The sequence below is a fragment of the Kovacikia sp. CALU 1929 genome, from assembly GCF_056784235.1.
Map to the genome: position 1 here is coordinate 1 of NZ_JBXBCF010000065.1, position 13,379 is coordinate 13,379.

The following is a 13,379-nucleotide window of genomic DNA, read 5'->3' on the forward strand; positions in this document are numbered from 1 at the left end:
TGCCATAAGCCAATTTTGCGCCAGTGGTAAAACCGTCCAGAAACAGTTGACCACGACCCCTAGCGACTCGGCAAGTCGCGCCAGGGGGCACCCGTTCTGAGAATCCACAAGATGCCATTGATGATGGTGCGATGGTCTTTGGCAGGACATCCAGTAGGCGGTTTTTGGGGGGCAGCAGGGGTTTGATCTGATTCCACGGCTGATCAGTCATTTCACCCCGACGGATCTGCTTTTGTGGTGGGAGAATCATGGAAATTACTCAGTACATCTGCACTATCTCCATGATGCCAAAAGGTTTTAAAACACGCCCTAGTAGAGCTTGGCGTAAATCTACCTACTATTCCTGACACCTAGCACCTGACACCTTTACAAGAGTTGCCAAACTTACGCCGCAGTACATTACTCCCTATCCCCTAACTCCTGGCTTCTGATACCAATTTGAATTGCAACCACAACAGATCCCGGTACGGGCTTGGCAGTGCCAAGCCCCTCCTGAACTTTGATGTGCCCACCAATCCGTTTAAATCGGTATGACCTTGAGTGGCAGGTTAACCGTAAACGTAGTGCCCGTGTCAACATCGCTCTGCACCGATAGGGTGCCATGATGAATTTGCACCGATTGATAGACGATCGCCAGTCCCAAGCCAGTGCCGGGAATTTTACCCACATTGCTGCCTCGATGGAATGAGTCAAACAGTTGCTCTAAATCGGTTTCAGGAATCCCAATGCCTTGATCCTGGATTTGAATGGTGATCCACTCTTGCTGGCGAGTCAGGGTCAGGTTAACCAACTGATTGTGGGGAGAGTACTTGATGGCATTGGACAATAAATTGATCAGGATGTGCCGTAGCAGGAGTTCATCCATACAAGCAATAATTTCTGGTTCTGGGCAGGCAAACCGGATGGTATGTCCACTATTTGTAGTTGAATGCATTTCCTCAATCAGTTCCCGACAAAACTGAACCAGTTCCATTGACTCCGGCTTAAACTCCTGTTTGCCCATCTCTGTTTTGCCTAAAAATAGAACATCATCCAGGAGCTGGGTCATCCGTTTAGCGGCGGCTTGAATTCGTTCTAAATAGAGGATTCGCTTTTCCTCAGGAGCAACTTTGTGAAAGCGTTCCAACAATCGGGCTGAGAGGACAACCACACTCAGCGGAGTCCGGAACTCATGGGACACCATTGAGACAAACCGAGACTTTAAATCATTCAGTTCTTTCTCTTTTTGCAGTGCTTTGTGGGTTTCTTCTGCCTGCTTGCGATCGGTAATATCCCGCGAATTGACAACCAGGCTGGCACTACCATCCGGTTCTACAAATTGCTTGCCCACGGCTTCTAGTACCCGCCAGGAGCCATCTTGATGGCGAAACTTAAACTCTGCGGTGACAGCTCGCCCTGGACTTTGAATGGTTGCCTGAAAAGCGGCAAGGATAATTTCGACATCGTCGGGATGCACATAGTCAAATGCCACGCTGCCAACCAATGTTTCGGGCGCATAACCTAAAATCCGCTCAATGGAAGGGCTGGCATAGTGGATCGTGCCGGTTTCATTCAACACGGTGATGATATCGAGAGCATTTTCAATCAGCGATCGAAATCGGTTTTCGCTGTCTCGCAGTGCCCGTTCTGCTTCGCGCCGTTTCTGGCGTTCTTCAGCCTCTCGCAGTTCTCGCTCGACTGCCGGAACCAGCCTTGCCAGATTATCCTTCATCAGATAGTCGTGGGCACCTGCTTTCATAGCAGCAACCGCGGTATCTTCCCCAATGCTGCCCGACACAATGATGAAAGGTAAATCCAGCCCTTGTTCTTGCAGTAATTTCAGAGCATCCAGGGCATCAAAGTAGGGCAGGTTGTAATCCGCAATAATCACGTTCCAGGACTGCTTTCCCAGGGCAACCCTCATGTCTTCACGATTATCTACCCGCTCATAGGTCAAAGCATAGCCATTGCGCCGCAGTTCTCTGACAATCAGGATTACGTCATCCTCAGAGTCTTCAATAATTAGAACCGCCAATGCTCGATTGGTGGAGATGGACGCATCAGCGGTTAATGGTTCGTTTGTTGATACGCTCTGCAACGACTGGTGTTCCATCTGAGAAGCCGCAGAGGGTATATCCTTTCCGTGAGACTCTGGAACTGACTGAGACATAGCTAATGAAGTTCTTTAGCTTGATGAAGGGAACCTGATCAGAAAACAGGACCAACGACTGAACGGTCACTCCTTGGATTAAGGATTCACTGAATCAGGTTAAAAATGGCGATCGCAACCCTCCAGCCTCCAGCCTAATCTTTCTCAGCTCTTAGTCAGGCTGATGATTAAGCACTACAGAGTGCTCGCAACAGCACTCTCAGATGAAGCCTGGGAAAGAGTTTGGATTCAACATATAGCGTTTTTGAATCCAGTGAGGTACAGGGGTAGCCGTAGAACCCTTGAATCAAACAGATGAGATGTACCTCACCCAGAAAGGAAACGCTATAGGGTTTCCAATAGACTGTTAACGAGAATACCGTTCAGAAATGAGCGAAGGTGTTGAGAAATGCTGAGTTTTTTGAAGTAGCTTTACACAGTTTCTTCCTGACGCTTCATTTGCTGTTTCCACCATGCCAGCACCAGATGAATTTCGTCGTAACCGTAGCGGGCTTCCAGATGGTCATAAATGGTGCGGCGGGAGGCAGTTCCCACTGCCTGAATGGCTGCCACTATTTTTTCGCGGCGATCGCTTGCCACCAAGTCTTCCAGATCAATGTCATATCCCATTTCCACCAGCTCAACCAGGTGGCTCAAGATCGTGCCAATCCGCAGGTTGCGCTGTTCGGCAATTTCTGCCGGGTTTATCCCTTGCTGGAAGAGTTCTAGAGTTTGGAGTTGGGTGAAAGAGGGGGAGTTGGGGAGGCGAGGAGCAGGGGAGGCAGGGGGAGCGGGGGAAGCAGAGAGACCATGTTCTTCACAGAAGTCGCGGATTTCGGTGAGGAAAATATCTCCGTATTGGGTTAGTTTGCGGCTGCCAACGCCAGTAATTTCGGTAAACTGGGCACGGTTTTGGGGGCGTTTGCGTGCCATTTCACGCAGACTGGCATTGGCAAACACCACATAGGGGGGAACGGATTGTTCATCTGCCAGTCGTTTACGCAATGTTTGCAGACGTTCAAACAGAGCTTCGACTTCTTCAGTGTCCTGACTGGTGGAGGCAGTGGCGGCATCGGGTTTGGTGGTCGTGACCGCGATCGCCACCTGCCGTTGCTTTTTCAAAACTTCCCAGCTTAAGTCATTCAGCTTTAGGACTGAGTAGCCATCACTGGCTTCGTCAATCAAACGTTGATGGATCAGCGATCGCGCCAGCATTCGCCATTCATCTGTACTCCGGTCTTTGCCAATGCCATAGGTAGAAAGCTTGTCATGGCCATTCTTGAGTACCCGCTCGTTTTTAGAACCCCGCAACACGTCAATCGTATGCCCAATGCCAAAATTTTGTCCCCGCTGGGCAAATCGGGCAACACAGGAGAGAAACTTTTGTGCCTCGATCGTCCAGTCTGCAATGGGTTTTGGGTAGCGGCAGTTGTCGCAGCGATCGCAGTTGCCAGGAAACGCTTCCCCAAAGTAGCCAAGCTGAATGATACGGCGACATTCCGTGGCTTCGGCGTAATTCACCACTCGGCGCAACTGTTGGGTGGCAATCCGCTGCTCGTCTTCTAACGGATCATTCGTTGCCGGATCAACTTTCTGGCTGATCAGAAATTCGACGGTTTTAATATCACCGGCACCAAAGTAAAGCGTGCAATGGGCAGGTTCCCCATCCCTCCCGGCTCTGCCCGATTCCTGGTAATAGCCTTCAATGTTGCGTGGCAGATCGTAGTGAATCACGAAGCGAACATCAGGTTTGTTGATGCCCATGCCAAAGGCGATCGTGGCAACCATGACCTGCACATCATCCCGAATAAAGCGTTCCTGGTTTTGTTTACGAACCTCGTTGCTCAGTCCAGCATGGTAAGGCAAGGCTGAAATGTTGTCATGCTGAAACTTGTAGGTCAGTTCATCGACGCGCTTGCGGCTGAGGCAGTAAACAATGCCCGATCCCTTACTCTGGCGGATTTGCTGCACCATTTCGGCATAGGTAGTTTTGCGCTTGGGGCGTACTTCGTAATACAGGTTGGGGCGGTTGAAGCTGGCAAGATGAACCCCCGGATTGCGCAGGTTGAGTTGTTGAATAATGTCCTGGCGTACCCGCTCTGTCGCTGTGGCAGTCAGTGCCAGCACAGGCACATCCTGGCAGTGCTGCCGTAGGTGGCTTAACTGGCGATACTCTGGGCGGAAGTCGTGCCCCCACTCGGAAACACAGTGCGCCTCATCAATTGCGATCGCAGACACTCCCACCCGCTCACACACCTGGGGCAAAAATCCCTGCAAAAATTCTTCACTCAGCAACCGCTCTGGTGCGACATAGAGCAGCTTGATTTTGCCATTCAGCACTGCCTGCGATCGCTCCCGCACCTCCGTCGCCCCTAAACTGCTGTTGAGAAACGTTGCAGAAATTCCATTATCCTGGAGCAACTGCACCTGGTCTTGCATCAGAGCAATTAACGGCGACACCACAATCATCAAACCCGGTTTCAGCAGTGCCGGTAGCTGGAAACAAAGCGACTTACCGCCCCCGGTCGGCATGACCACCAGCAAATCCCGGTTTTGTAGCGCTTCTTCAATAATCTGGCGCTGTCCCAGACGAAAGCTGTCATAGCCAAAGTAATGCTTGAGCGCCTGTTCAAGCGAGTCAAATTGAGTCGTGAGAGAGAGGCTGGCAATCATAGAACTGAAAGTCAAAATGCACTTTCCTTAAAACAATAGTCTGGACACTTTTGCGCCGAACCGCCCTCATCCCCCAACCCCTTTTCCCCAAAAAGGCTACGGTGTATACAGATCTCGGCTTCGTTAGAAACTGGCTCTGGGGGACTTCCCCCCAGTCCCCCGCCTTTTGGGGTCCTAACTCCCCCAAACCCCCCGAAAGGGTCTAGCGTTGGGGCTTCAAGTCTAGCGCGACGAGAATCAGTCAAAAATGCCTCAAACTTCAAAGACAACCGCTCCCCTTGCCACCCGTTTGCCCTTGCTTGAAGACACAGTAGGATGAAGGTTGCCATTCACGCCGGGATTACATCGTTTTGGAGGGGGTGCGGGGGACGCAACCGTCCCCTGCAACGGGGGGTTTGGGGGGCAGCCCCCCAAGCAGGGTTTTGGCATTCACCGTTGACTCTGCGATCACCTACCGATTCAACTTTTACACTTGTGTATACACAGTAGCCCCAAAAAGGAGAAGGGGAGCCGGATTGAAGTCCCTCTCCCAAAACGGGAGAGGGATTAGGGTGAGGGGCAAGGGTTTTCAGCATTTTCACAAAAACTGTCCGAAGTATTGCTAAAAGTTCTCTGAAAGTTTAGCAAGGAAAGGAAATGGAATGGGAAAAGGGGACAGGTGGAGGGGTGGATGAGTTGAGGGGGCTTATTTATGCAAGGGGAAACGGCTGTAAAACTCAAAGCCCTGACGTACCTTTTTCTCCAGGTTCCGCCTGGGAACGAGATCGACGGATCATGGGAACGTGCTATCACTTCTGTGTTTTCAGTGTTATCGGGTTTTAGTTTGGCGGATTTTCTGATTCAATAATTAGTGCAAATGTCCTAGTGGTTAATCATACTTCTTTCGGGCAAACTATAGCAGGTTCTAGAGTAGAGTGCCGGTTATTAGGGTGCCAGCTACGATCAGAATCACCACCACAAATTTGGAAAACCCCTAACTCAAAACTCAAAATTCAAACCTCTCAACTCAAACCTCAAAATTCAAAATCCTCAACTCAAAACCCAGAACCCCTACCTCTCAACTCAAAACTCTCAACTCAAAACTTTTCCCCTCCCCCTCATGGAAATCCTCTCCATTTCGCTGAAAAACTTTAAGCGGCATAGCGATCGCCATTTCACGTTTCAACCGGGCATCAATGCCATCTTTGGCGAAAATGGGGCAGGCAAGTCAAGCATTCTGGAGGCGATCGCCTGGGTAATGTTTGACTATACGGGCGACTACACCAAAGAAGACTTGATTCGGAATGGAGCCTCCAGTGCGCAGGTTTCTGTCGCTTTTATCTCCACACGGGATGGGCGCACTTACGAAGTCCAACGCTGTACCACAAAGGGCTATACCCTCTACGATCCTCAGATCAATGAGCGGCTGTCCTATTCCCGCATTCGTGAAGAGGTATTACCCTGGTTACGGCAACAGTTGGGCGTAGCACCGGGCACCGACCTGGGCAAATTGTTTGCCAGTACGATCGGGGTTCCCCAGGGCACCTTTACCGCTGACTTCTTACTGACAAAGGAAAACCGCAAACCGATCTTTGACAAAATCTTGAAGGTCGAGGAATATCAGCAGACCTGGAAAAAGATGAGTGACCTGGAAAAGTACGCTAAAAGCCAGGTCGAAGGACTGGAACGAAATATTGCTGGATACGATGAAGCGCTGCAAGAACTGGAACCTTTGCTGCAAAAACGGCAACAGCAACAGCAGGAAATTGAGCAAGCAGAGTGGGAATTGCAGCAACTCCAGGCAACCCTTACCCAACTGCAAACCGAGCAAACCGAACTGACTGCCCAGGCAACCCAAATCCAGCAATATGAGTCTCAGGGTGAACGGTTGCAAGAACGAATTCAGGGACAGACTGAAACCATGACCCGGTTACAGGCAGATCTGCAACAGGCAGAGCAGGCAGTAGCGATCTGCACCGGACATCGGGAGTCCTATCAGGCGTATTTGCAGGCAGAGGAAGCATTTCAGCAACTCCAGCAGCAGTGGCAGGTGGAACAACAGTTGCTAAAGCAAAAGCGCCAGTATGAAAAACAGTTGGGCGATCGCCAATCCCAACTCGCAACCCTGACCCGTCAGCTAGAAGAGCTTGCAGCGGCTGAAAAAACAATTGAGCAACTGCAACCCCAGGTGGAGCAGCAGATTGAACTGGAGCAAGCCCAGCAATCGATCAGCCAACAGCTTCAACAGTGCGTGAACTGGCGGCAAACGGTCAAAACCCAGGAAAAGCAGCAGGCAGAACGACAAAAACGGTATGCCCAGCTAGATCAGGATACAACTCGGATTCGTGCCCTGGAATCCTCTGTGCAGCAAATTCCTGCTCTGGAACAACAGCAGCAGCGGTTACAGCAGCAGCTTAATCGAATTGAGGCAGCAACCCAGTTTGAAGCCGATTTACGGCAGATCATGGATCAGGCAAAGGGGCGGGGCGATCGCTACCTGACTCAGGCACAGCAGGCAGAAGACACCCTGCGCCAGTTACAGGAAACCGTTCCCCTGTGGACAGATCCGCTGGATCTCGCCATCCAGGCTCTGCACAACGGCACAGATTGGCAAAAAGAGTTCACCGCAGCCCTGCACGAAATTTTGAGTGACCTGGCAGAACAAACATCCCCTACGAAGCTAGAAAAACAGCTTGAGGCAATTCAACAAACCTTGCAGACTGCCCGCCAGCAGCAGACAGAGTTTTTTACTCTGGCAAGCCTACTGCAAAGACAGCAGGAGTTAGCGACTGAGATCACAGACCTGCAAACCAGCCTGACTGAACTGCAAGCTCAGTTAGCCGCTGAACCCTTGCTAAAAAGCCAGCAGGCGCAGATTCAGCAGGCTGCGCAGGTGCTCAACGATCCGCGTGGTCAAATCCGTTTGCTCGACCAGAAACTTCAACAACAGCCAGACTTGCAGAAGCAGGCTGAAAAAATGCAGGTGGCAATGGTTGAGATTCAGGCACAGGTGGCTGGTATTGATCAGCAACTCGCCCAATTCACAGACCTGACCGACACCATGCAGACCCAGCAAGCTATCAAAGAACAGCATCGAGAGGCATATCAGGAATACCTGGCATACCGGGAACTGGCAAACACCCGTAAGGAACGCCAGAAACAGATTGAGAATGTGACCATCCAATTGCAAGCTCTCGAACAGGAAGCGGCACAGGTTAACCAAGCCCGCGATCGCCTCATCCAGTCCTTTGATCTGGTTCATTTTCAATCCGTTCAGGCTGCCTACCAGCAAGCAAATACTCAGCAAATTGCCCTCAGTGCTCGCCTGCCAGACATGCAGAAATATCAAGCAGAACTGGAGCAACAACTGACGCGATTGCAAGCGATTCAGGAAAAACGCATCCAGGCACAAACAGAACTGGAGCAAAAACGCAAGGTTGAGAAATTTATCAAGTTTGCCCGCAAGGCATACAAAGATGCCGGACCCCGCATCACTGAACGTTATGTACAGAGCATTTCCAAAGAAGCCGATCGCCTCTTTCGGGACTTGCTAAACCGTCCGAATGTCAGCCTTGACTGGACCCGAGACTACGAAATTATTGTTCAGGAAGGTGCCCATTCTCGCCGTTTGATTAATTTATCCGGTGGAGAGCAGATGTGTGCAGCACTGGCAGTCCGACTGGCATTACTCAAGGTTCTGGCAGACATTGATGTGGCATTCTTCGACGAGCCGACCACCAATATGGACAGACCCCGCCGGGAAAGTTTGGCAGACGCGATCGCCAACATCAAAACCTTCCGTCAACTTTTTGTCATCAGCCACGACGATACCTTCGAAAAAGTGACTGAGAATATTATTCTGGTCGAGCGGGAAACGGACGCTTGAAGTAGTTGTTAGTTGATGGTTGTTGGTTGTTAGCGATCCAGGCGCGGGGGTTCCAGTCAGGAAGACCGCAAAAATGTTGCCTGTAGCCATAGCCTTGTCGTTTAGAACGGGGTGCGGGAGATCTATCCGGCTGAGGTCGCAGCCGTTCTGCTCCCGGTGTCCTGCGTCAACGTCAAGCTCAGCCCCCTACTTCCGCCAGACGACGAGAATAACCCCACAAACAATAAAACCTAAACCAATCGCGCGACTGACTGGGATAGATTCTTTAAAGAAGAAGTAACCCATCAGGACTGAAGCAACGTAACCGATAGAAACGGCTGGTCCGGCAACACTGAGATTCACCCGCGTTAGTAGCAGGATATAGAGAATAGCGCTAAAACCATACAGCGAAAGCCCGATCAGGAGTTCTGGCGTGGTTAGCATTGCCACTATGTGGCTGAGGGCATTATTACCAGTCACCCGACCCAGCTTTAGCGCCCCTAGTTTGAGAAGAAACTGCCCTGCCAAAGCGGTAAACACGGATATTAATAGCAGACCAAACTCACGTATAGTCACGAGATCCCCTTAGCATGATTATTTTAGTTCTTCAGTTTACAGCTTAGTCAGACAAATTAAAGGCTAAAATCGACTCGGAACGTGGTGTCAATTGAATGGACTCCAATGACTAACACGACGCAATCTCCCTACACGAACGCCCAAATCTCCGTCTGGTTCCGGGGGCTATTAACCCTTGCCTGGGCAGATGGGCATTTTGATGAGGAAGAGCAAAATCTGATTACGGCTCTAACCCATCAGGACTTAACCGTTACCGATAAGTCAGGTGCTCTAGAACCTGCCTCAGCCGAAGAAATTGCGGTTGCCTTTAAAGATGATCCTGAAGCAGCAGAAAACTTCTTGAGAACCGCTGTCATGGTTGCAGTAGCTGATGGGGCTTACTCATTCTCTGAAGATGAACTTCTCCGAAAGTACTGTCATGCGTTGGGGTTGACACTGGACATCCTGGAGGTGCTGCGCTCAACCCTATGTGATCCCGCTGCTGAGGAAAAAGCGGCTGAAGCAGGAACCTCGGTAGTCGCTCAACCCCCATTGCACCAAGAGCAACCCCCTGATGTGCTTTACCCGGTGCGGGAATGGCTGGAGCAGATGGATATTCACGACCCTAAAGTGGCTCATTTTCTTTGTAAATTGATTCCTGCCCAGTGCCCATTTGAACGGGATATTAATTTATTTGGTCGCAGGGTTGCCCATATTCCGCCGCTATGCAAACTAAATCCCCTGTATGAGCAACTGGTTAGCTTGCGCTTTCGTGCCCTTTCCTATCTGGCAGATGATTGCGGTGAGGACGTTACGCCCTACTGTTAGGTCAGCACCCAGTCTGCCATTCCCCAAATAGTGACAGCGGTTGCTGACAGAAGCAGTAGCCCCATGCCGCCCGCCAATGGTTTTTCAGATAAGCCAGTCATCCATTCGGGGTTGCGTCCGGTGTAGCTCAGAAGTTGGGCTGAGTCCAGGCTTGCCATACCCGCTATCCAGCCTGCGTGTAGCCCGATCGCTAAACCCAGGCTACCGTTGTCAACCCAACGAGCCAGCACCAGCACCATTCCCATTAACCACAATCCCGGTAATTGGGGAGTCGCTTCTTTCCCTTCCCAGACTAGATGGAGCAAAGCAAAAATGAGGCTTGAACCCGTAGCTGCCAGCCATGGTGAGAAATCTAGTTGGAGCTGATTGAGCAGAAAGCCCCGAAACACCAGTTCTTCGATCAAGCTAACCAGTAGCCCTAATAACAATGGGATTGGGAGCGCTGGGATCAACCGTAGCCAACCTCCCGGCTGCCAGGTGACCCAGCCCAACCTTTCTTCCAGGGCAAAGAGCAACCCAACGCCACCACCTCCAAGCAATAAGCCAATTCCCAGGGAAAGCAGAATAGAAAATTTCCCAGGCAACCCATAGGCTGAGAATGGAATCTCTTTCAGGTAGGCAATTCCCCACAAAACCAGGGGAACAAGCGCATATAGTGACAGAACGAGCGGAAGTTTTTGCTCAATGGTTAAGGGCTTGGGAGGATACCACTTGAGGGCGATCGCTAGCGGAATTGCGATCGGCAACCAGAGCAATACCCAAATCAGGAAAAAGATGGCAATGGTGGCGATCGGGGATTGATTTGCCAGAAACTCTATCAGTAAATTAAATGGCTCAGAAATTCCCATAAAACCTGTCGGATAGAGGTGAACAACCCACCTTTGCCCAATTCAGATTCAACCTCTTTATAACGTTTTTGAATCTAGTGAGGTACATGGATAGCCGTAAAGCCCTTGAGTCAAACAGATGAGATGTGCCTCACCAAGAAAGGAAACGCTTTAACAGATTTTGACAAAGCAAATCACATTGAACAGAAATTCATATCGTTAAAAACTTTCTAGCTGGATATTCAAATAGCTTAAGCACCAGATCGATAGCCGGAAGTATCTCTAATGCCATTCCTGCCCTCATGCTTAGCAGAACATCCCAGAGCCATGCTTAAACCGATTCAAGCAGAATATCAGAATAGCTAATAGCACTTACTTTGCTCAATAAACCTCACTGTCTGAAGCAATCCCAGCACTGAAAGAGTAGGCTACTTTAAGAAAAATTTAAAGTGTTTCCAGACCAGCTAGCTTACCTCAACAGTCCTAAATCCAGTCCTAAATCACCTGCATTCCTTATTCGCTCTTAGCGTAGGAACCGTTACTCTCACCCTTGCCCCCATCCAATTGAATCAGATGAATGTGTTTGTAACCAAGCTTAATTTCAAACTCATCCCCAGGCTTCAAGCCCATCGCTTGAGTATAAGCTGCCCCAATGACGATCTGACCATTTCTATGGACACTAACCCGGTAGGTTGGTTCACGCCCACGCCCATCTTTTGAACCCTCAGGGCTAAGCGGAATCCCCCTCGCAGCCAGCACCGCATCATAGAAATCGGTAAGATTAACGCGAGTCTGATTATTTTTTGTAACAGTATAGTAGCCACAGCGCTTTGCTGTTTCACGACGTGGCAAATGGGAAAGTTCTTTGACTTTTTGAAGCAGGGCTTTTCCTGTCAACGGAGATGTGGCGGTATCACTCATCTTGATAACCTGAGAATTCCAGGGAATGAAGGGCGACGAACAAATTTAGGACTGTTGTCTTAGCATTATAAAAAATATATCCTTTAATCCCTCTTGTTTGACAATAATTTTTTGCAGCAATTTCTTGCTGCTTTTTCATTATTTACCAGAAGTCCTATTTCCCCTTTGCTTGGCTTTCTGTTCTTGCCTGATTTGAGAATTGATGAGGGAGAAATATACTTAAACAAACGGGGTAGTTGCGCTATATCATGCTGATTGCCCTTAGACTAGAAATATCAATCTAAGTGCTATTGAGAATGCAAGTTCGCTTCAAAGTTATTCGTCAAGAACAAACCACTTCTCCAAAAGTTCAAACTTATACGCTAAATGTTGACCCCAGTTCCACAATCCTGGACTGTTTAAACCGGATCAAATGGGAGCAGGATGGGACTCTAGCATTCCGCAAAAACTGTCGCAACACAATTTGCGGTAGCTGTTCAATGCGAATTAACGGGCGTTCAGCATTAGCTTGCAAGGAAAATGTAAGAGGAGAACTAACTCGGCTGAACCAGATTTCCTCAGGTGTAATAGCAACTGAAAATTTTCCATCTGAAAATCCTGCTCAAACGGATTCGGATGGGATTCCAGAGATCGTACTGGCACCCATGGGCAATATGCCAGTGGTTAAAGACCTGGTTGTCGATATGCAGAGTTTTTGGGCAAACTTGCAGGCAGTTGATCCCTACGTCAGTACGGCTGGACGACGGGTGCCTGAGCGGGAGTTTTTGCAGACCCCAGAGGAGCGATCGCGACTCAACCAATCAGGCAACTGTATTCTCTGTGGTGCTTGCTATTCCGAGTGCAATGCCCGTGAAGTGGATGCCACTTTTGTAGGCCCCCATGCCTTAGCCAAAGCCTATCGGATGGTTGCGGATTCCCGCGACCAGCAAAAGGAAGAACGCCTGGAAAAATACAATCGAGGCACTGAAGGAGTTTGGGGCTGTACCCGCTGCTACTATTGCAATGCAGTTTGTCCAATGGGAGTAGCACCCCTGGATCAAATTGGCAAGATTAAGGAAGAAATTTTGGATCGCAAGGATGCTCAGACAAGCCGCTCTATCCGCCATCGCAAAGTTCTGATTGAATTGGTCAAGCAGGGAGGCTGGATTGATGAGCGTCAATTTGGGTTGCAGGTGGTGGGAAATTCCTTCCGCGACCTCAAAGGCTTGCTCAGTCTGGGACCGTTAGGGCTGAGAATGGTGGCGAAGGGTAAGTTTCCACTCAGTTTTGAGAAATCCGAGGGAACTGAAACGGTGCGATCGCTGATCGAATCCGTTCAAAACCTCGATCCCGTCCAGCAAGTTGAAGATACGACAACGAGCACTCCCGAACCCGTAGGTGGCTGATTATGAGTTCTGAGACCTCCGAGAAAAAAACCATTGAACCCAGTAACCAACCTGAACCCGCCTTTGGCTGGACTCCCTATGCTGAACAGATCAATGGGCGATTTGCCATGCTTGGGTTTGTTGCCCTGGTGGTACTGGAGTTTTTTACCCATCAGGATTTGATTACCTGGCTGGGGCTGAGATAAGGGAGAGGAGCTATTGGTTGTTGGTTGTTGGTT

At 49.8% G+C, this 13,379-nt stretch carries 9 protein-coding genes and 1 pseudogene; 4 read left to right on the forward strand and 6 right to left on the reverse strand.

The annotated features are described in order from the left end of the window. Window positions 1–62: 62 nt before the first annotated feature. The 3 genes and pseudogenes from AC1S52_RS11705 to recQ form a co-directional block, all read right to left on the reverse strand. Window positions 63–226 (reverse strand): annotated as a pseudogene (locus AC1S52_RS11705) (transposase); the annotation flags it as partial. Window positions 227–520: 294 nt separating this feature from the next. After that, entirely contained in the window at window positions 521–2,149 is a 1,629-nt protein-coding gene (locus tag AC1S52_RS11710; protein ID WP_482029185.1) for a sensor histidine kinase, read from the reverse strand. A gap of 411 nt (window positions 2,150–2,560) precedes the next feature. Continuing rightward, window positions 2,561–4,816 (reverse strand): DNA helicase RecQ, encoded by a 2,256-nt coding sequence (gene recQ, locus AC1S52_RS11715; RefSeq protein WP_482029186.1) that lies wholly within the window; start codon window positions 4,814–4,816, stop codon window positions 2,561–2,563. A 1,084-nt stretch (window positions 4,817–5,900) separates the two neighbouring features. Between recQ and AC1S52_RS11720 the strand changes: the two genes are divergently transcribed. Beyond that, window positions 5,901–8,666 carry an AAA family ATPase gene (locus AC1S52_RS11720; protein ID WP_482029187.1) on the forward strand — a complete coding sequence of 922 codons (2,766 nt, stop codon included), beginning with the start codon at window positions 5,901–5,903 and terminating at the stop codon, window positions 8,664–8,666. 186 nt (window positions 8,667–8,852) lie between these two features. Here the strand turns inward: AC1S52_RS11720 and AC1S52_RS11725 are convergent, their stop codons facing one another. After that, window positions 8,853–9,221, reverse strand: coding sequence for an EamA family transporter (locus tag AC1S52_RS11725; protein WP_482029188.1), 369 nt, complete (start codon window positions 9,219–9,221; stop codon window positions 8,853–8,855). Window positions 9,222–9,326: 105 nt separating this feature from the next. On the opposite strand from AC1S52_RS11725, the gene AC1S52_RS11730 reads away from it, so the two are divergent. Then, complete coding sequence (locus AC1S52_RS11730; protein WP_482029189.1) at window positions 9,327–10,028, forward strand: Mo-dependent nitrogenase C-terminal domain-containing protein; 702 nt, start codon at window positions 9,327–9,329, stop codon at window positions 10,026–10,028. On the opposite strand, the gene AC1S52_RS11735 is transcribed toward AC1S52_RS11730, so the two are convergent. Continuing rightward, a complete protein-coding gene (locus AC1S52_RS11735) occupies window positions 10,025–10,876 on the reverse strand; it encodes a CPBP family intramembrane glutamic endopeptidase (protein WP_482029190.1) in 852 nt (283 codons plus the stop codon). The two genes, AC1S52_RS11730 and AC1S52_RS11735, sit on opposite strands and share 4 nt — an antisense overlap. 492 nt (window positions 10,877–11,368) lie before the next feature. Further along, complete coding sequence (locus AC1S52_RS11740; protein ID WP_482029191.1) at window positions 11,369–11,776, reverse strand: AbrB family transcriptional regulator; 408 nt, start codon at window positions 11,774–11,776, stop codon at window positions 11,369–11,371. Window positions 11,777–12,072: 296 nt separating this feature from the next. On the opposite strand from AC1S52_RS11740, the gene AC1S52_RS11745 reads away from it, so the two are divergent. Continuing rightward, window positions 12,073–13,161 carry a succinate dehydrogenase/fumarate reductase iron-sulfur subunit gene (locus AC1S52_RS11745; RefSeq protein WP_482029192.1) on the forward strand — a complete coding sequence of 363 codons (1,089 nt, stop codon included), beginning with the start codon at window positions 12,073–12,075 and terminating at the stop codon, window positions 13,159–13,161. 2 nt (window positions 13,162–13,163) lie between these two features. Further along, window positions 13,164–13,346 carry a chlorophyll a/b-binding protein gene (locus AC1S52_RS11750; RefSeq protein WP_482029193.1) on the forward strand — a complete coding sequence of 61 codons (183 nt, stop codon included), beginning with the start codon at window positions 13,164–13,166 and terminating at the stop codon, window positions 13,344–13,346. Window positions 13,347–13,379: the final 33 nt, after the last annotated feature.